This is a genomic window from Vibrio vulnificus CMCP6, assembly GCF_000039765.1.
GTDB lineage: Bacteria > Pseudomonadota > Gammaproteobacteria > Enterobacterales > Vibrionaceae > Vibrio > Vibrio vulnificus_B.
This window is the reverse complement of the sequence record NC_004460.2, coordinates 70,092-89,216: the sequence shown is the minus strand read 5'-3', so window position 1 is coordinate 89,216 and position 19,125 is coordinate 70,092. Positions and strand designations below refer to the sequence as shown.

Sequence of the window (19,125 nt, the reverse complement as noted above, 5' to 3'; positions counted from 1 at the left end):
TAAACTTGACAGCTGAAATTTTCTCATGAATGAGATGTTCAAGATATTTCGCAGCAAACAATAAGGATTTCAATGCATTATCGCCGAAGTTTACAGTTGATTTTATTTTGAACAGACAATAAAGAAGAGGTGAATCACCTCTTCTTTTGCTGTTAGTGGGAACTGCCGAATGTCTGGTTTCCTAGCTATTTCTTCTACGCCACAGTAAAACGAATGCCATTAGCCATGCCGATCCAAAGCCTAGAGAACCCGCATCTTCACCACCTGAATCTCCTGTTGGTGGGTTGTCTGCATCATCATTTTGACCAGAAATCGTGCTGGTTGGTGACAACTCTATTTCAAACCATCCCTGCTTGCTCTCTCCGTTATCAAAAAGAACTTCATAGTTGAATCTGTCGATCATGGTTAATGCTGTTTGAGACGGAGCTTGATAAATCAATTCCTGATTCACAATTTGCACTTCACCATGTTCTGCTGGGCGCGTAATACGCAGTTGGAACTTCCCTTTGTATTCAGATTCAAGAGGCTTCACATTCAGTGAGTTACCAAACTTGAGCTTAAGTTTGCCCTGCTTCACACTAGGCGTCGTGGCATGTACCGTTAATGTCAAACTATGAGTAACCGCCTCTCCTTGTTCGTCACGAACCGTTGCACTGAACACAAGCTTTTCATTGCCAACGGATTGAGAAGGAATCACAACGATTGCAACCGACTTATCCGCATTAAGTATTGTCGCTTTGCGCCCAGAGACTTGTTTCCAATTGAACTGGTGGTTGCTGGAATCAATGTCTTTTAATTGCACAACCGACAGTTCAATACGCTCGTCCGCACTGACTTGCAACTTAGAGGCTTTAACACTAAAAGTGTGTAAGTCGTTGACCGGCAGAATATTGATTGAAACCGTTGCAATATTTGAAGTTGTCCCCTCGGCATTCGTCACTTGGAACGTGAAACTATCTTTGCCAGCAAAGTTCGCTTGAGGTACATATTGGCCATTGTGAATCAGTCCATTTTTCGGCAGTTCAACAATCTTAACCTCTCCACCTTTGCCTGCTAATTGCTGCAAATTGAGGATAACACTTTCATCTTCACGTCCCTCAAGTGTGATGTTGTCGATCACTAAAGTCTTCGGTTTAACAAACTGAATGATCAGTGTTGCTTGAGACATCAGTCCTTGAGGGTCTTTGATCTCATACGTCACCGTTGTGCTTGTTTCACTGCCGAAAGTCGCTGGTGCGCTGAATTCAATTTCATTTCCTGAGAGGCTCGCTTTACCCAGTCCTTGCTGAGAGACGATCCGAGTTAAAGTGAGCGTCTCTCCATCTTTCTCAATATCGTTGTCCAACACTCTAAAGCGGTTTACTTCCCCTGCTTTTATTTGGCCGTGATCATTTTGTGCTTCAGGCTGATGGTTATTCACCTTCACTTCTACGTTTTGGCTGACTTCATTTTGGGCGTCATCAGTCACAGTGACCTTGAAGTGCATGACATCACTCGCTGTCACACCTTCAGGAACCACAAAACTGCTGGTTTTCTGTTGGCCATTACGTAGCGTCACTTTTGGACCAGAAATTTGCTGCCATTGGTAACTAAACGCTTTGGAATCTTCGTCCTCCACTTTGTCAACACTCAGCTCAACGAGTCCTCCAACGTACACGACGTCATTAACCACTTTGGCCGAAATCACCGGGGGTTTGTTAATCGCCAATACAGTAACAGATACTTTTGCTGTGTTACTTACGTTTCCTTCACTGTCGCGCAAACGATATTGGAACTCATCGACGCCTTCAGCTCCTAAATCAGCTTGATACTCTTTTCCGTTCACGGTGCCTTTGCTTGGCTGAGTCATGAGCTCAACCTGAAAACTGTGGCCAGGCATTAAGTTGGTATCATTGTTCATTAAGTTGAGCTGTATACTCTGGCCTTGGGTAACTTGGAATTGATCGTCCAGAGCTTGAGGAAGCGGGTTAACTTGGGTTTGTAGTAGAGCTGCAAACGGGAAGTTTCGACCTCGCGAGCTGTTCATTCGGCCACCTTGTAACGTGGTATTGTCGGCGTAGAACTGTTCTTTGCGAATGCCATCGCTGAGATAAGCATCGTAATAAGAAGTTGAAAATTCGGGAATTGCATTAGTTAGCTCAACCACAATGAGGTGACGCTCTTGTGTCAGTGCGAATGGTTGTGGGAACATCGCCCGTCCACCATCGGAATTCAGTTGCCCACGAGCAATTTCAACGCCATCTTCCGCCTTAAAGGTCACATCTCCACGCCAGTTGGTTTGATAAGGGTATTTGGTCACCTTATATTCCATAGGCTGTGTCTGATCACTTTTCTGCGCATAAAAATGGATGCCATCTAATGAGGTGTTTTCAAAATGCACATCCACCGCAAAGCCGAGTGCATTAATTCGGCGATCATATTGCGTATATTGACGTGCAAATGAGGTCATCCATGCATGTTTGCCACGCTGATCCGGCAATTGCAGTGTCAACGTTGAATGCTGATTCGTACTGACAATGTCACTGATAGTGATGCCGGTATTGCGCCCAGCTGTGTTCAACCTTAATGAAGGCGTTGAGTCATCAGAAAGTAAGGTGACATTACTGCTGCCTGGGAAAACATCACCATTGTCACTCCAGCCTCCTGCGTTTAGTTCATCTAGCCCGTCCGCTTGGAATATTTGCACCTGCATTGGACCAGTACTGTTGAACTTGTTGTCAATCACCACAGAGGTCGCCAACAGGCCTTCTCCTTGCAATGCTCTGTCGTAGTCGACTTTTCGGCGGTTTTGCAAGTAGAGTCTTGGCCCCATTTTCTGTAGGTAAGGATCAAGATAGATGACGCTTTCACCTTGAGAGGTGTTGACGGTATAACTTTGGTTACTGTTTAAAACATCTGGCTCCAAGAAGCCTGATGCTTCTTTGCTCCATGCTGTCATATTGACCGGCGTGTCGCCAGAATAAAGGTCGCCAGGTTTGCGGCCCCATGAACCACCGCCCATCAGACCCCAATGACCTATCGAACCGTCATGCTCATAAGAATACAAATCTGGAAGACCCAACATCAAATGACCGAGTTCGTGAGCAATAACGCCCATTGTTGACTGGTGGTCGCCTTGAAAATCAGCAAACAAGCAATACGCATTGATGGTGACACCATCGATGGTTTCATTGTTATGGGCAAACTTATGAGGCCAAATGTAAGGTCGACGATTACCGCCAGCGGCAGCATCGTAACCCGCAAACACAAACATCACCGAGAGTTCTGAGGGCTTGATAAAACCATCACCATTGCTGTCATATGTGGACAGGTCAATATACTGATCAAGCTCGGCATAAGCCGCCGTAAAAATGGCACGTTGTCTAGTGGTACAAGTATTGTCCTCTTTGGAGTGACAATCAGGATGCGCCATATCTAATGAAATGTTAATCACCCCATCATTCGCGGTACCTTGCGTTTCTCGTGCTGGAGTAACAACGTACTTGTTGTAACTGTTTTTGAGAAAGTAATCTCTAACGCTTTGCCCATCCTGACCAAAAATTCGGTTAGTAAAGTCATTGACCATCACTTCATCATTAAAGCTGACTTGAACCACAAGCAAAGGTTGAGTAACAGGTTGATCTGCTTGACGGATTCGTAAAGCAACAGCATGGTGCTCCGTTGTGTTGATGTCTGATGAATACCCTTCATCAAAGCTAATTCGAGCTGGTTTTACTGGGTGAAGTGATGAATTAGATGCCGCTGGACTTTGCGAAGCTTGAGTAACAACAACATCGGTTGAAACCACTCTGCCCTCACCATCAAATTCTGCGTATTTACCGTAGTACCAAGTATCACCTTGATAGAGATAAATGGTGCCTTCACGGTCTTGGTACCACGCTAACGCTTGATTCCCCATTAAACGCATTTCACGTACCGATCCATCACTCATGGTAAACTCATGCCAATCCGGAGACGGCAAAGTAGTCGCATTAAGTGAGATGGAGGAGAGCAAACTTGATATAGCGATTCCGATTTTCGCTTTTTTTATTTTTAAAGACATTATCCCGCCTTATTATTGACAATAATAGAGGCAAAATATCAACCAGACCAATTAATTACCAATTAGCATTTGGATTCATAATATAAATTAAAGTTATACTTTCACCCCTTTATGACAATCAAATGAAAATACAATAAAGATCAATAGGATAATGAACAATATCGCGTCCGGACAATAAGCTTAGAAAATTAAGAAGGTAAATAAATCAGAAGCCTACCCAAAATTGATGCTGACAATAAAAATGAAGTACTGATTATCGACTTAAATTTATAAGTCGATAAAAGAAAGTTATGGGGAAAATAAATCGCCTCGATCGTTGGTCTCAACTCACGAGGTGATTCTGTCTGTTTATACTGCAATATTTGCTCTGCACATTTCTCCCAAACGGATCGTCTGGCTATGTGCTATCACCCACTTACCACCTCAACTTGTTGAGGCATTAGCGGCAAAAGCGGACTTAAGGCGAATCGAAGAGCCCACTCGCGACGGTATCACGTCAATCCGTTGTTGCATTTGTTCTTTCAACTCTGACACATGGGAAATCACCCCGATCATCCGGCCTGTTTGCTGCAACTCCACCAAGGTTTGAATCGCAAGATCAAGGGATTCAGGATCCAAGCTACCAAAGCCTTCATCAATAAACAAAGTCTCTAAACGAATGCCACCACTGTATGACTGAACAACATCCGATAAACCCAGTGCTAGGGAAAGTGCGGCCATGAACGATTCACCACCTGAGAGTGTGGCGACATCACGCGATTTTCCGGTGTAGCTGTCTTCCACAATCAGATCGAGCCCGCGACCCGCCGTGCCCTTAAACCCTTCGGTTTTTCGCGTTAACTGGTAGCGACCTTTGCTCATTAATGCCAAACGATGCGAAGCTTGAATCAGTACATCATCCAGCAACACCCCTAACACAAAACGGTGCAAGCTAATGCGACTGCCTGTTTTGCCGCTTGCCACATCGTAGAGTGTGCCAAAAACCTTGTACTCTTCTTCAAGGCGATGATTATGCGTGTGCAGTTCAGCAATCTTCGCTTGCACGGTCTCAAGCTTCGCCACCAGTGAACGCACCGCATCCAACTCATTTTTGTTCTGTTGATACTGCTGTTCTGTCGTTGTCACCAACAGCTCTAATTGCTCAAGCTCGGGTGCTTGCTGATCTTTCAAACGCTCTTTAAGGTCGTGATAACTCTGCTCTAAACGTGTCGCCTGCTGTTGATGTTGCTCAATCTCACGTTTCCATTGTTCGATCTGTTCTGGCTCGACACGCAACGCCAAATAGTGCGGTTCATCGTCAAATGACGATGCAGACAACGCCTCCAACCATGCAGTTTGGTTTTGTTCACTGCGCTGCTGAGTCTGCAGCAACATCTCACCGTGTGCCTTAACTTCACTTTGACGCGCGGCAAGCGTTTGTTGAATCTCATCAAAACGCTTTTGGCTCGTCTCTTTTGCCGTTTGTAAAGCCGTCGTTTGTTGCTTGAGCTGCGCAATTTCCAGCTCAACTTGGGCTACATGGCTAAATTGTGCGGCAATTTGTTGGCTGAACTTCGCCAACTGTTGCGTTTTTTCTTTCAACGTTGCTCTGCTAGAAATATGTTGCTGAGCGAGTTCTTTTTCCATCTCCTCGCCCTTCGCACAACGCTCGGTCAGTTGTTTAACATGACTTTCTTGCTGAGCGAGATCCAACCCTTGCAGCTGTTTGAGTGTGTGATGGATTTCAAGAGCTTGCGCCTGCAAGGTTTCTAACGGGCTGTTAAGCAGCTCACCGAGTTGTGTTGCTTTTTCCTCAATCGCTTTCTGCTGTTGCTTAACTTGTGCAAGGTGCAGCTCCAGCTCTTGGTGATGTTGATTGAGCTGTGCGAGAGCGGTTTTTTCTTGCTCACGGGCCTGTTCTACTTGCTGTTTATGCACAGGCTCACCGACAAACTGCGCTTTTTGCGGGTGTTCGAGGCTACCACAAACTGGGCAAGCTTCCCCTTGATGAAGGCGCTGAGCCAAAATAGCGGCTTGGCCATTATGCCAACTCAGTTCTATGCTATCCGCAGACTGTTGGGCGTTGAGCCAATGCTGCTTGGCTTGCTGATGTAACTGCTCTTTTTGTTCAGTTTGTGTGAGTAAATTCTGCAGCGCTGTATTCAGATTCTGGTATTGTTCATAGTCACTGATCTGACGCTTAAGCTCACTCTCTCGCGCTTCAAGTCTCGGTATCTCTGCCGCTTGCTGCTTTGCCTTTTCAAACGCTTCAATGGCGGACGTCAGTTCCTGCTGCATCACGACTTTATGTTCTTGCACGCGTTTTAATTGATGAGCAAATTTCTGTACTTCTTCTTCAAGACGAATGATCTCTTGTTCAAACTGGGCTTTTTCCACCAGCTTGCTTTTAACCGTCTCTAATTCATACGTTCGCTGTTGTAGCTGAGGAATTTGTTCGGCATTTTTCTGCGCCTGCAAACACTGTTGTTCCAGCTCATTGCTCTGCAACAACAGTATGTTTAATGATGCGTTAAGCTCGTCAATTTTGCCTTGCTGAGCATGAACATCATTGAGTGCGTTTTTCCACTGGCGATACGGTGCGTCAAGCTGCTGAGCTTGTCGTGCTTGTTCCAGCTTTTGCGCCAAGTGAAACATCTGATCATTTTTCGCCAAATGGGCATCTAAATTCGTTTTGGCCAAAGCCAGTTTATTAAAATCCTCCACCAGAGCCTTAGCCGTGGAAAGGGATTGCTTGGCCGAATTGTAACGCTCGAGAGCGTGTTTCTCTGTCTCTTGCCACTGCATCAGTTGCGTTTTTTTGTCTGCAAGCGCCTCTTTGAGCGCCTGCTCATCACTGACATCCGCCACCTCTAGCGCCCCACGAATTTGGTTATCAAACTCTTCTTTGGCTTTACTAATCGCATTGGCTTTGTCTTTTAGCGCCCATTCAATGCGTTTGTAAATTTCGGTTTGGAACAGTTGGCCAAAAATCTCTTCACGATCTTTGGAACTCGCCAGCAGCAAATCGCGGAATTTTCCCTGTGGCAACACCATGACTTGGCGAAACTGCGTTTCGTTCAAGCCAATCAATTCCGTCACTCGCGTTTTCACTTCAGCCGTTTTGCTGGTGATCAGCTCTTCGTCATCTTGGCAAAGATAAAGCGCGGCAGTGTGTTTTTTGGTGGTGGTGCCTTCACCGCGCGCTTTTGCCGCCTCTTGCTCAGGCAGGCGAATCACCTTATAGCGTTTTCCGTGTAGCAGAAACTCTAACGTCACTTCCGTGGCTAGATGGATAGAGGCCAAATCTGAACGCATCTGCATACCTTGGCGCTCATTGCCTGTGGTTTCGCCATAAAGGGCGAAACTGATCGCATCCAAGATAGAGGTTTTTCCCGAACCTGTGGGCCCATTAATTAGAAACAGTGGGTTTTCACCCAGTTGGGTAAAATCAATAACTTCACGTTCAGCAAATGGACCAAACGCCTGCATGGTAAGTTTGAGTGGTTTCATCGCGATTCCTAAGACTTGGTCAATTGTTGAATGAGCTGGCAAATCGCGGCATCTTGCGTTTCGCTCAGTGGGTTGTCCTGCGCTTGTGCAAAGAAATCACGAAACATGTCAACTTCGCTACGAGCCAATTTAGCTTGCGATAACCCTTGCTCTACGTTCATTAACATCCCTGGTTTTTCTAAATGAAGAACATTGGGATAGACCGCTCGTAACTTTTCCATCGGGTTTAAAATGGCATGTTTGTCGTGCAAGCGAACAAGCAAATAGTCCTGATAATTGGGATCTTGCTTACCTTGTTCGAGAATATCGTTCATTTCGCCCTCAATCACCCGCATGTCATGAGGGGCATCGAGCGCAATATGCTCTGCGCAGACAAAACCGTTTTCATCCAACTCCACTAACATGAATCCTTTTTTCTGGAACTGCTCAGAAAAACTGTATTTCATCAATGAACCACTATAACGAATGTGTTCTTCCACTCGCTTTTGTGGTTGGTGCAGGTGCCCTAAGGCGACGTAATCAAAAATGGAAAAATGCTCATAGCTAACGCGGTCAGATCCACCGATGGAAAGTGGACGCTCCGACTCACTGCTCTGCGCCCCATCGACAAAACAGTGGCTCAATAGCACTTGACGCTGTTTGGGATCAAAATGCTGGCGAATTTCATCAACCAAGACGCGATGCGCCTCATCATAATTGCTCACCAGCACGCCAAATGCGTCGCGTACTTGTTCAGGATCGCTGTAAGGCATGCCATAAAATGCCACCTCGCCCGCCCTCTCACTTTTAAGCACAACCGGTTCGATCATTTGTGAGAACTGGCTAATGATATGCAGCCCTGAGGGTTTCATTTGCGAGGCACCAAAGCCCAAACGCGCAGCACCATCATGGTTGCCTGGAATCAGGATCATCGGTGTATCAAGCTCACCACAAATTTCATCAATCGTTTTGCCGAGCAATTCGATGGCCGCAGTAGGAGGCACCGAGCGATCAAAAATATCGCCAGCAACAACAACGGCATCAACGGGATGATTTCGAATATAATTGACTAACTGGTCGAGCACGACGCGTTGATCATCAAGGAGTGAAACGTTGTGAAACTGGCGTCCGAGATGCCAATCTGAGGTATGGATGAACTTCATGAATTGTCACTGCCAACAAATGAGAGAAGAGTGTGGAATATTGTTGGCCATGATAGCACAAAACCGTGCAGATTCTATGGCTGCTCAAGGCGCAAATAAGTAGCAAAACCCATCACATTCAATGAGTTCCTTTTGACAAACTCACGTTATCTGGCACTGGTTTTCTGGGTAATTTCAGCGGCGTTTTGGTGGTGATGCTCGTCATCGCTAAATCTTGCCGCGACATCTCTAAATTGCTCATGAATGTTCATAAACGAATCAACGATTCGTGGGTCAAAATGGCTTCCTTTGCCCTCTGAAATGATCGATACCGCTTTTTCATGGCTAAATGCAGGTTTGTAGACACGATGAGAAATCAGCGCATCATACACGTCGGCAATCGCCATCATACGGGCACTCAGCGGAATCGCCTCCCCTTTGATTTTCTGTGGATAGCCAGAACCATCCCACTTTTCTTGGTGAGAATAGGCAATTTCTTTGGCGTACATTAAGAAATCACATTGAAAATCAATCGACTCTTCCACGGTTTCGATCACGAGTTTACCAAGCTCGGTATGGCTTTTCATGATCTCAAACTCCTCGTCCGTGAGCTTGCCGGGTTTGAGCAATACCTCATCAGGGATGCCGACTTTGCCGATATCATGCAAAGGGGCAGACTTATACAATACATCCAACGTGCTCTCGTTGAGTTGGTCTAAAAACAGCCCTTCTCGAATCAGTTGCTCGCCCAACAAACGAATATAGTGCTGAGTCCGACGAATGTGATTGCCGGTTTCATTGTCACGCGTTTCTGCCAAAGAGGCCATCGCACCAATGGTGGCATCTTGCAAGGATTCCAGCTCATGAGTTCTGGCCTTCACTTTGTCTTCCAGAACAGTATTTTGCTGCGCCAGCTCCTCCATCGCGTGTTTGAGTTTAAGGTGATTCCGAACGCGAGACATTAAAATTGGCGGGCTGATCGGTTTTAAGATGTAATCCACCGCTCCGACGTCGAAACCTTTTTGCTCATCTTCAATCTGTGATTTTGCGGTCAGAAAGATAATTGGAATGTGCGCTGTTCTGGGATCGGCTTTGAGTTGAAGACACACTTCATAGCCATCCATCTCTGGCATCATGATGTCGAGAAGAACAATATCCGGCAGGTGAGACTGGCACGCAGAAATCGCCTGCATACCATTGGTGGCAATCAATACTCGATAGGTTGAGCTGAGCAACCCGTTAAGTAGAGAACGATTTTCAGAGTTATCATCCACCACCAACACAGTGTCACGATTCCCTTCCATTTTTCTCTCCCGAAAGCTTCCCAAGATCTAAAGGATAGATGCTCACAGCCTTTCTCAGTGATTTACTCGCTGACTCAAAATCACAATCATTCACACAACGGCAGCACGCTTCAAAATCCTCAGACTTTAGTAAAGTATTGAGTAGCACGTAGTGCTCGTCAAGAAACTCGATCGCATAAGCGTCTAAACTGTCCAACAGGCTATCTAGGGTGTGGATAATCATCAGCTCTTCATCTTTTAATTCCAGTCGCTTATCGCTACTTGGCTTGGGTCTGCCTAATGCTAACGCCAGATCCTGAAAAAAGTGCTCTAGATATCCATCCAGTTCCTTGTTCAGCTTATCGATTTCCGCTCTTTCTTTGCCATGTTGTATCGCCATTTCCAAGCGTGAAGCAATATCCGACAATCGGATCGCGCCTAAATTGGAGGCCGAACCTTTCAGTGAGTGAGCAATGATAATGGCTTGCTCAGTGTCTTGCTTATCCAGCGCAATGGTGAGCCTTTCTGGTGCGGAGATCTCTTTATCCATGAGCTGTGACAAGAGCCGGCGATAAAGCGTTTGATTACCCGCTACTCTGAGTAGTCCATTCTTGTAATCGAGTGATTCCAACGTCTCTAGTGTCCGCTTCTCTGCTGCCGCTCTCTCTGTCGACTTAGGCGTGGCAGCAGATTCGATGGATGAATCAAGCTGTTGAGTTTGCGATTGTTCGACATCGACAGGCGACTCATCTTTTTCGTTTAGCGTTCGTGGACACCATTTCCGGATGGTGTTGAACAATATCTCAGGGTCAATCGGTTTTGAAATATGATCATTCATCCCTAAGTTTAAACAACGTTCGCGCTCTTCTACCATGGCATGGGCCGTCATCGCGATAAGAGGAATGGTATCGTAACTTGAGTTAGCGCGAATTCGATGGCTAGCTTCATAACCATCCATAACGGGCATTTGTAAGTCCATGAAAACGATATCAAAGTGAGACTCGCCTTTTTCCATGGCTTCTAAATGTTCGAGTGCTTCTTGGCCATTATTGGCCACAGTGACCAGCAAACCATTGCCTTCCATCAGCTCAACAGCAATCTGTTGATTGATTTCATTGTCTTCCGTGAGCAGGACTTTCAGCCCTTTGAGATCATTTTTGCTGTCATGAGTGGGAAGCTCTTTCTTACGAATCTGCGTGGTTGGATTTCTATCACGACCAAACAACTCAACCAGCAGATCAAAAAGGTAAGATTGCCCCACCGGCTTAGAGAGAAAACCCGCGATATCGAGATCATTGGTTGCGTCCAGTACGTCTTCTTTGTCATAGGCCGTCACAATAACGATTTGCGGTTGATACTCGCTGGCGAAGGATTCTCGAATCAAACGGCTGGTTTCTATGCCGTCCATTTCTGGCATGTTCCAATCCATAAAAATCAAATCAAACTTTTCACGCTGTTCCGATGCTTTCCGTATGCAATCCACCGCTTGTTGACCTGAGTTGGCAAGCGCCACTTTGCCGGGCAAAGTACTGAGCATCTCTTGCATAATTTCAAGTGCATGCTCGTTATCATCCACCACAAGAATGCGTATTTTTTCCAGAGACTGAGGCACAATGCTTGGTGCCGAGCTGTTGGCTGGATCGGCTTTCACCAGCACATTGAAAATGAAATGGCTGCCTTTGCCCGCTTCACTTTCGACTCGAATTTGCCCGCCCATTAACTCGACTAGTCGGCGGCAAATTGAGAGGCCTAAGCCCGTCCCACCATATTTTCGCGTGGTACTGCCATCGGCTTGAGTAAAGGCAGTAAAGAGGCTTTTCATCTGTTTGTCCGTCATACCGATGCCGGTATCCGAAATACGAAATTCAAGTTCCACCAAATCTTCAACATTTCTAATGTGATGTACAGAGACTGTGATTTCACCTTTCTCGGTAAACTTAACCGAGTTGTTGACTAAGTTGATGATGATTTGCCCCAAACGCAGCGGATCGCCGAGCAAACATCGAGGCGTCTCCCGTGGTAAGTCAAAGATCAGTTCTAACCCTTTCTCAAATGCTTTCTGTCCTGTCACCATCGAAACGTTATGAAACACGTCGTCGAGATAGAATTCCGTTGTTTCGATGCTTAACTTACCCGCTTCAATTTTACTGAAGTCGAGAATGTCATTGATGATGCCAAGTAAGAGCGTCGCTGAACTGTGAATTTTGGAGACATAATCATGCTGCTTGGGGGTAAGATCGGTTTTTAACGCTAAGTGCGACATTCCGATGATGGCGTTCATCGGTGTACGTATTTCATGGCTCATGTTGGCCAAGAACATCGATTTCACTTCAACCGCCTCTTCCGCTTTCGCTTTGGCGTCATTGAGTTCTTTTTCCACCGCCTTTCTAGAGGTGACATCGCGCAGAAACAGTGCCGCATGGCACGCCCCATTGAGCTCAAAGATGGAGACCCCCAAATCGATCGGCACCATGTGCCCTTCTTTCGTTGTCGTTTCCACTTCGAAGAACCCGCCCTCAACATCAGGCTGATTTTGCAATGCCAAAGGGGCAGAAAGCACATGCGAAAGTGCATCAGGCAAACTCATATTGAGCAACGTTAAAATGTTCTCTCCTGTCGCCTCTTCGCTGCTGTAACCATAAACATTTTGCGCGGTACTGTTCCACAGTGAAATAGACAGGGATTCATCGACAATAGCGACGCTTGACGGTGCGCCATCAATAATCGTGCGCGACAGCTCTTCGCTGGCTTTAAGGTCTGCGGTACGCAGCTCAATTTCTTTCTCTAGCCCGGCTTGATGCACAGCTAATTCTTGGTTTTTCGCTTTCAATTCCGACATCAACTCATCGCGGCTCGGCTTCGCCAAAAACTGTGTCAGTTGGTTTAGGATCTCATCAGACAGTGGAATTAATGAGGGAATAGAGACGCCGATGGCCTTCTCACGTTGAAATGTATGAACACAAGCAGGGAATGAGCAAGTTTGCGGATCGAGCTCTGAGCTGGCAAGAATGACTTTCAAGCTGTCGTCATCTAGCTCAAAGCTCAAAGTAAAACGTTGAATATCTGCGAGCGTAATACGCACAAACTCACCGAGACGTAACATATGAATGTCACACCGACAGGCATCATAGCCAAAGGCTTGCAGGATGGATAGTAATCGCTGACGAATCAAAAAACGGCTACTTTCATTGTTGGTCAAGGTTAAAGAGATCGATTCAGTCATAGTAGTACCTAACTGCAATTACCGTTGAATCATCGTAGGACTTACCAAAATTGGTGGTTAAGAAATGCGTAAACGAACCAAGGGAATGGTATTGAAAGCTTCGGCAGGATTCTGGATCGATGTTTTCCTTAATGCCATCGGTGGTAAAGAGAAACGTATCACCATCTTTAAAGACATCGTGAAATGGTTTTAGTGTTGGCAACAATTCTCCGACCACTCCTGGTTGTGCGTGATACGATTGCCACTCTTCTCCGCAACGGCGTAACAAGGTGTTGCCAATCGCGACCCCTTTGAGCTGGTGCGTTAACCGATCGAAGTAAACCATTGTCATTGCCGCACCTTGAGAAGTTAAAAAATGTTCGTGCACTTTTTCCATCAACCACACGATGTCACTGGAGCAGAGCTCTTTGATGTATGACTCCATTGCCCTTGCGGTTTTCGCTGCTTTTTCACCATGGCCTAGAACATCAATAATGACAACCAAGAGCCCATGCTCAAATTCGTGAATGACAGCCCCATCGCCAGAGACATATTCGCCGCTGCAAGGATCATTGACAGTAACAAAGTCAAATCCCATCGTCACACCCACTTCTCAGCAACAATCGTGGTGCCTTTCTCTAACTCAGTTGTCAATTCAAAGCTATCCATCATGCGTTTCACTCCTGGCAAACCAAGCCCTAATGAGTGCCCTGTGCTGTAGTGATCACTGAGCGCATCTTCAATGTTGTGGATCCCCGGCCCTTTATCTCGTACGGTCATTCTCAAGCCAATTGCCTTGCCGTTTGTCAATTCGGAAAGCTCTACCCGACCAAACTCTGCGTACTTCACCACGTTCATTGCTAACTCTGATACCGAGGTGGAGATTTCACTGACTCGGCCTTCGTCAAAGCCCAATTCACGCGCTACGTTGTAACATCCCATTACCGCACTCATCACGTCGGTTTCTGATGCGATGTAATAGGTTTGTAGGCTTCTGACCACTTCTACCATATTGCGTTTCCATAACTAGCCATCATCATTCCAAATAAAGAAACCCCTGCTCTAAATCGGCGACACACAGAGTTGAGGCAAGATCAATACCGATGTCCATAAGGCCAATCACAACCCCCGGTCGAAGTCCAACGAGTAAGCAGCGACGCCCCATCACTTCAACGGTTTTCACGACATCGAGTAGGCGGTGCATACTTTCTCCATCCAGCGTTTTTACTCCCGATAGCTCTATCATGACCCCTTTTGCTCTGGTCGATTTCACCGCATCTAAAAGATCAAGGCTGAAATCTCTCAGCGTACTTTCGGTGAGATCAACTTGAACAGACGCGATCAACACATCTTGTAGTTTGGAAATCGAAATTGCACTTTGCATCGTCATCACTACTCATGAGGAAAGTGTTTCAAACCGCTCACGGTCAGCCCAACAATTTTGAATGCATTTTCGAGCGCATCTCGCAAGGTGGCATTGGTACGAACCTCACCAACATTGATGCCCAGTTGGACCATAGTACGCGCGATAGAAGGCGAAACGCCCGAGACCAGACAATCGCAACCCATTAATTTTGTTGCTTTCGTGATTTTAATAAAGTGGTTGGCTACCGCCGTATCGACGACCGCAACACCAGAAATATCCATAATAAAAATTTTGGCTCTATTCTCCGAAATCTTATTAAGTACTGCGGACATAATATCTTGAGCGCGTTTTGAATCGATAATGCCGACGATTGGCAACATCAAAATATCCTGCCAAATCATCGTCACCGGTGTCGACATCGCTAATAACGCTTCGCTCTGTTCAGAAATGCGTTTATTAATTAAACGCGAATAGGTATCTACTACTATAGTGGTATCCAAATGCAACAATTTGGTAAATGCCGTCACCAATGAGCTGTATTCGTCACTGTATAAACTGCCGTCGTACATTCTTTTGGTAAATATCACCATCGAGATGTTCATACCGGCAAAATAAGTTGGCAATGGTAAGCCGACACGGGCATGAATCTCTCCAACATCCCGTCTTTCCTTGAGGTAGGCCGAATCTATCCTGGCATCAAAGAAGGTCTTCCAGTAGCGAACTTGCGAATCTTGAACTCGTTGTAGCTTTTGCGCATCACCGAAATACTGCTCATATTCAGGGGTGTTTCTGAGCCAATCGTAAAAGTGCTTAACGTACTCATCGAGTTTGGGCACCATTATTTGACCAAATTTACGAATCAGCGCTAAATCCGCTTCAGTAAGATCATGAAGTTTCAGAAGTTCATCTGCATCTTCGACTTTATTTAATACACTTCCCAGTGACATATCGGCTTCTCCACCTTTTGTATGCAGTATTTTTCAATAATAGACCAATGCCAATAAAAGCAATGGGTAATATGAAGGTTTGTACTTTTTCCAAACTGAACTAAACCTTATAAAAGAGCAATAATAATGATTGTTATTTAAGTTAAAGCTAAAGTAAAAGTCGTGGCTTATTTTTTCATTCAGGGATATGAATCAAGAGGCAATTTATGCGAATCAATCAACCCGTGACGCAGAAAGAGGTGACTTACCCTCCTCACTACAACCTTCTCTCTGTTACCTCTCCTTCCAGTCATATCACGTATGCGAGCAAAGAGTTTTGTGATGTCGCTGGTTATACGTTAGAGGAGTTGATGGGGCAGCCACACAACATCGTGCGACACCCTGACATGCCACCCGAAGCGTTTAAAGATTTATGGGAACATTTGAAAGCGGGTAAATCTTGGATGGGAATGGTCAAAAACCGTTGTAAAAATGGCGACCATTATTGGGTTGATGCGTTTGCCTCACCCATTAAGGACAGCTCTGGCAAAGTTGTCGAATATCAATCTGTTCGGTTGTGTCCAAGCCGAGAAAATGTCGAAAATGCGACTCGGCTATACGCACAAATTCGTGCTGGCAAGACGCCTATTCAACTCAAGCTTCCTCGCACTCGACTATGGCAAAGGCAATCAATACTGTTTTTTGGCGCGACTCTCTTAAGCTTGGCGTTCAATACCGCGCTTCCCGGCTTAGGTATTTGGTCACTTCTCTTACTGTCTGTGGCGATCAGCTACAGCTCCACCCGTCGATTAGAATCGCTTTCAGCAGAAGCGCGTAAAGTGTTCGATAACCCATTGATGGAACTGGTATACAACAAGAAAGTAGACGATATTTCCGAGATAAAATTGGCACTTAAGATGCGCCAGTCTGAGCTCAATGCGGTGGTGGGACGCATTCAGGACTCCAATCAACAACTAATTGACTCTGCAAGAAATTCATCTTCAAACAGCGACAAAGCTTCGCACAACCTCAAAGGTCAAACCCACGAGACAGAACAAGTGGCTGCTGCCATTACCGAAATGCACTCCACCGCCAATGAGATCGCGCAAAACGCGCAAAGTGCCTCTGATGCGACAGATCAAGCTCACTCCGCCGCGAGTGAAGGGATGATCACCGTGCAAGACACTGTCAAGGCGATAAAACTACTGGCAGGACAATTGGATGAAACTTCAGACGTGGTGAGCCAACTCGCGCAACACGGCAAAACCATTGGTGATGTGCTGATCATCATTCAGGGTGTGGCTGAGCAAACCAACCTACTCGCCTTGAATGCGGCCATCGAAGCCGCTCGAGCTGGTGAACAAGGGCGAGGCTTTGCAGTCGTCGCCGACGAAGTGAGAAAGCTTGCGCAGCGCAGCCATGAATCTACCGAAGAAATCCAGAAAGTGATTGGATTGATCCAAAGCAGCACGCAGAAAGCGGTCTCCTCCATGAGTGAAGGGACGCACTTGGCTGAACAATGTGTCTCTTCAGCCGACTCCTCTGGGCAAAAACTGCAAATACTTCTCGACCAAGTAACGGACATTTCTGACCGAAACAACCAAATTGCTACAGCAGTTGAAGAGATGGCTCGAGTCACGGAAGACATGAGCTCTAGCGTGCAATCCATCAGTGATGCTTGCTCGGCCACCAACGTGCTCTCAAGTGACACCTGTCACCAATGTAACGCGTTGGTGAAATCCCTAGATAGCCAAGGTAAGCTGGTTTCTCAATTTAGACGCATTTGATGTGTTCAACCTATAGACGATAAGTAATAAAACGCACAACGGGCAGCCAAACCCCGTGGTGCGTTTTTATTTGGGTCGTGATACCGAGAGATGGGCTTGTTGTGAATAAGGAATCTTATCTTCGCCATCGGAGGTTGGAAGTGATAAGATCGCGCCAAAGCCGTCTGTACACACCCTAGCTGAAGTTGCTATCACAGCTTTTTAGCCAAATGCGGTATGTTTTCAGACAGACAAAGAAACACAAAGGGCAATTTATTCAAATGGTTAACAATTCAATTCAATGGTTTCCGGGCCACATGCATAAAGCCCAAAAAGAGATTGCAGAAGCGATTCCGCAGATAGATGTCATTATTGAAGTGCTAGATGCACGTATTCCTTTTAGTAGCGAAAACCCTCTTATTTCTAAAATCCGCGGTGAAAAACCCGTCGTTAAAGTACTGAACAAGCGCGATTTAGCCGATCCTGAGCTAACAGAACTTTGGATTGAACATCTTGAAAAAGAACAGAATGTAAAAGCGATGGCGATCACCACGTCACAGACTCAAGAAGTGCATAAAATTCTTGAGCTATGCCGTAAGCTAGCTCCTCATCGTGAAGAAGTCGGCAAAAACATTCGTACCATGATCATGGGCATCCCAAACGTGGGGAAATCCACCATCATCAACACTTTGGCCGGCCGTGCGATTGCACAAACGGGTAACCAACCAGCGGTGACTCGCCGCCAACAGCGCATCAACCTGCAAAATGGCATTGTGTTATCAGATACCCCTGGGATTCTTTGGCCAAAAGTGGAAAACCCTCATAGTGGTTTTCGTTTAGCCGCTACAGGCGCAGTGAAAGATACGGCGATGGAATATGACGAAGTGGCGTTTTACACCGTCGAGTACCTCGCAAAGCACTACCCTGAGAAGTTGAAAGAGCGCTATCAGATCGAAGAACTGCCAGAAACCGATGTTGAATTGATGGAAGAGATTGGCCAACGCCGTGGGGCATTGCGTTCTGGTGGTCGTGTTGATCTCCACAAGGCCAGTGAAATCCTGCTGCATGAGCTTCGTAGCGGCACGCTAGGACAAATTACCCTAGAACGCCCAGAGATGATCACGGAAGAATTGGTGGAAGTGGAACTCGAAGCTGCGCGCCGTGCGGAAGAAAAGGCAAAGAACAAAGAAGAGCGTCGTAAACGTTACCTACGTAACAAACGTTAATGAGCGTTAATAAGTGTTAATAAACGGAAGGGATGCCCCAACGGCATCCCTTTTTTACTGAACTGAAAAATGCAACATTTTACTGGCTGGCTTCAACCGTGAACGAGTGCCAGTTCAAGCCCATCCAATAGTGCTTGCGCGTTTTGCCAAGTCATCACCTTTTCTACCACGATTTCCCCTGACAGATCTTCGCGCTGACGACTCTCAGCCACCCTGCCGCCAATATGCAGGTAAAACTCAATCGCCTCGGTGTTGGATTCACTCACCTGTAAATAAAGGCCACGATCACTAAAGTAATGTTGCTGCCACTGCGCGATTTCTTTTAATAACTTGCTGCCAATTCCTCGGTTTTGAAACGCGTCATCGACGTAGAGTGAATCAATGAAGGTACCCAGCTCAAAGTCATGGTTACCGAAAGCACAAATAAAGCCCAGCAACAGCCCTCCTTCTTCGGCCAAAACGATGTGCTGACTAAAGGGAGGGTTTGTTAATCGAGTTTGCCATAACAGCAGTTTCTCGGCTGAGACCTCGTGAGTCAGGTACTGCTCACTCAAGATACCGCCATAGTGTGACTTGAGGCTGTTTGCGTGAAGTTGGGAAATCCGTTCAAAATCGCAATAATTCGCTACTTTAAAATCCATTTTTAAGTCCTTATCGCTACAAATAGTCTTTTCATAAAGAGTTAATACTACACTCTTCCCACC

At 46.0% G+C, this 19,125-nt stretch carries 12 protein-coding genes; 2 read left to right on the top strand and 10 right to left on the bottom strand.

Going from position 1 to position 19,125, the window contains the following annotated elements; genetic code table 11:
* Positions 1 to 181 precede the first annotated feature (181 nt).
* From VV1_RS15570 to VV1_RS15530, 9 genes are all read right to left on the bottom strand, one after another.
* Positions 182 to 4,042, bottom strand: a complete 3,861-nt coding sequence (locus VV1_RS15570) for a M6 family metalloprotease domain-containing protein (protein WP_011081069.1) — start codon at positions 4,040 to 4,042, stop codon at positions 182 to 184.
* A gap of 423 nt (positions 4,043 to 4,465) precedes the next feature.
* Entirely contained in the window at positions 4,466 to 7,531 is a 3,066-nt protein-coding gene (locus VV1_RS15565; RefSeq protein WP_011081068.1) for an AAA family ATPase, read from the bottom strand.
* A gap of 8 nt (positions 7,532 to 7,539) precedes the next feature.
* Positions 7,540 to 8,673 carry an exonuclease SbcCD subunit D gene (locus VV1_RS15560; protein ID WP_011081067.1) on the bottom strand — a complete coding sequence of 378 codons (1,134 nt, stop codon included), beginning with the start codon at positions 8,671 to 8,673 and terminating at the stop codon, positions 7,540 to 7,542.
* Positions 8,674 to 8,819: 146 nt separating this feature from the next.
* Positions 8,820 to 9,956 carry a response regulator gene (locus tag VV1_RS15555; protein WP_011081066.1) on the bottom strand — a complete coding sequence of 379 codons (1,137 nt, stop codon included), beginning with the start codon at positions 9,954 to 9,956 and terminating at the stop codon, positions 8,820 to 8,822.
* On the bottom strand, positions 9,940 to 13,158 hold the full coding sequence (locus VV1_RS15550) for a hybrid sensor histidine kinase/response regulator (RefSeq protein ID WP_011081065.1): 3,219 nt from the start codon (positions 13,156 to 13,158) through the stop codon (positions 9,940 to 9,942). The genes VV1_RS15555 and VV1_RS15550 overlap by 17 nt, the downstream gene beginning before the upstream one ends.
* Entirely contained in the window at positions 13,151 to 13,735 is a 585-nt protein-coding gene (locus VV1_RS15545; RefSeq protein WP_011081064.1) for a SpoIIE family protein phosphatase, read from the bottom strand. The genes VV1_RS15550 and VV1_RS15545 overlap by 8 nt, the downstream gene beginning before the upstream one ends.
* Before the next feature lie 2 nt (positions 13,736 to 13,737).
* Positions 13,738 to 14,148: an anti-sigma regulatory factor gene (locus VV1_RS15540; protein ID WP_011081063.1), complete on the bottom strand. Its 411-nt coding sequence runs from the start codon at positions 14,146 to 14,148 to the stop codon at positions 13,738 to 13,740.
* Between the two features lie 25 nt (positions 14,149 to 14,173).
* Positions 14,174 to 14,527: an STAS domain-containing protein gene (locus VV1_RS15535; RefSeq protein WP_011081062.1), complete on the bottom strand. Its 354-nt coding sequence runs from the start codon at positions 14,525 to 14,527 to the stop codon at positions 14,174 to 14,176.
* Positions 14,528 to 14,529: 2 nt separating this feature from the next.
* On the bottom strand, positions 14,530 to 15,450 hold the full coding sequence (locus VV1_RS15530; protein WP_011081061.1) for a protoglobin domain-containing protein: 921 nt from the start codon (positions 15,448 to 15,450) through the stop codon (positions 14,530 to 14,532).
* A gap of 206 nt (positions 15,451 to 15,656) precedes the next feature.
* Between VV1_RS15530 and VV1_RS15525 the strand changes: the two genes are divergently transcribed.
* Together VV1_RS15525 and ylqF are read left to right on the top strand one after the other, a co-directional pair.
* The gene (locus tag VV1_RS15525; RefSeq protein WP_011081060.1) at positions 15,657 to 17,216 is read left to right on the top strand and encodes a methyl-accepting chemotaxis protein; all 1,560 of its coding nucleotides are present in this window, start codon (positions 15,657 to 15,659) and stop codon (positions 17,214 to 17,216) included.
* 260 nt (positions 17,217 to 17,476) lie between these two features.
* Complete coding sequence (ylqF, locus tag VV1_RS15520; RefSeq protein ID WP_011081059.1) at positions 17,477 to 18,421, top strand: ribosome biogenesis GTPase YlqF; 945 nt, start codon at positions 17,477 to 17,479, stop codon at positions 18,419 to 18,421.
* 92 nt (positions 18,422 to 18,513) lie between these two features.
* Here the strand turns inward: ylqF and VV1_RS15515 are convergent, their stop codons facing one another.
* Positions 18,514 to 19,062 carry a GNAT family N-acetyltransferase gene (locus VV1_RS15515; protein ID WP_011081058.1) on the bottom strand — a complete coding sequence of 183 codons (549 nt, stop codon included), beginning with the start codon at positions 19,060 to 19,062 and terminating at the stop codon, positions 18,514 to 18,516.
* Between the last annotated feature and the right edge of the window lie 63 nt (positions 19,063 to 19,125).

Excerpts from the sequence above, each read along its gene's own strand:
- VV1_RS15570 (WP_011081069.1), bottom strand. The coding sequence starts at position 4,042 with ATGTCTTTAAAAATAAAAAAAGCGAAAATCGGAATCGCTATATCAAGT.
- VV1_RS15565 (WP_011081068.1), bottom strand. The coding sequence starts at position 7,531 with ATGAAACCACTCAAACTTACCATGCAGGCGTTTGGTCCATTTGCTGAA.
- VV1_RS15560 (WP_011081067.1), bottom strand. The coding sequence starts at position 8,673 with ATGAAGTTCATCCATACCTCAGATTGGCATCTCGGACGCCAGTTTCAC.
- VV1_RS15555 (WP_011081066.1), bottom strand. The coding sequence starts at position 9,956 with ATGGAAGGGAATCGTGACACTGTGTTGGTGGTGGATGATAACTCTGAA.
- VV1_RS15550 (WP_011081065.1), bottom strand. The coding sequence starts at position 13,158 with ATGACTGAATCGATCTCTTTAACCTTGACCAACAATGAAAGTAGCCGT.
- VV1_RS15545 (WP_011081064.1), bottom strand. The coding sequence starts at position 13,735 with ATGGGATTTGACTTTGTTACTGTCAATGATCCTTGCAGCGGCGAATAT.
- VV1_RS15540 (WP_011081063.1), bottom strand. The coding sequence starts at position 14,148 with ATGGTAGAAGTGGTCAGAAGCCTACAAACCTATTACATCGCATCAGAA.
- VV1_RS15535 (WP_011081062.1), bottom strand. The coding sequence starts at position 14,527 with ATGACGATGCAAAGTGCAATTTCGATTTCCAAACTACAAGATGTGTTG.
- VV1_RS15530 (WP_011081061.1), bottom strand. The coding sequence starts at position 15,450 with ATGTCACTGGGAAGTGTATTAAATAAAGTCGAAGATGCAGATGAACTT.
- VV1_RS15525 (WP_011081060.1), top strand. The coding sequence starts at position 15,657 with ATGCGAATCAATCAACCCGTGACGCAGAAAGAGGTGACTTACCCTCCT.
- ylqF (WP_011081059.1), top strand. The coding sequence starts at position 17,477 with ATGGTTAACAATTCAATTCAATGGTTTCCGGGCCACATGCATAAAGCC.
- VV1_RS15515 (WP_011081058.1), bottom strand. The coding sequence starts at position 19,062 with ATGGATTTTAAAGTAGCGAATTATTGCGATTTTGAACGGATTTCCCAA.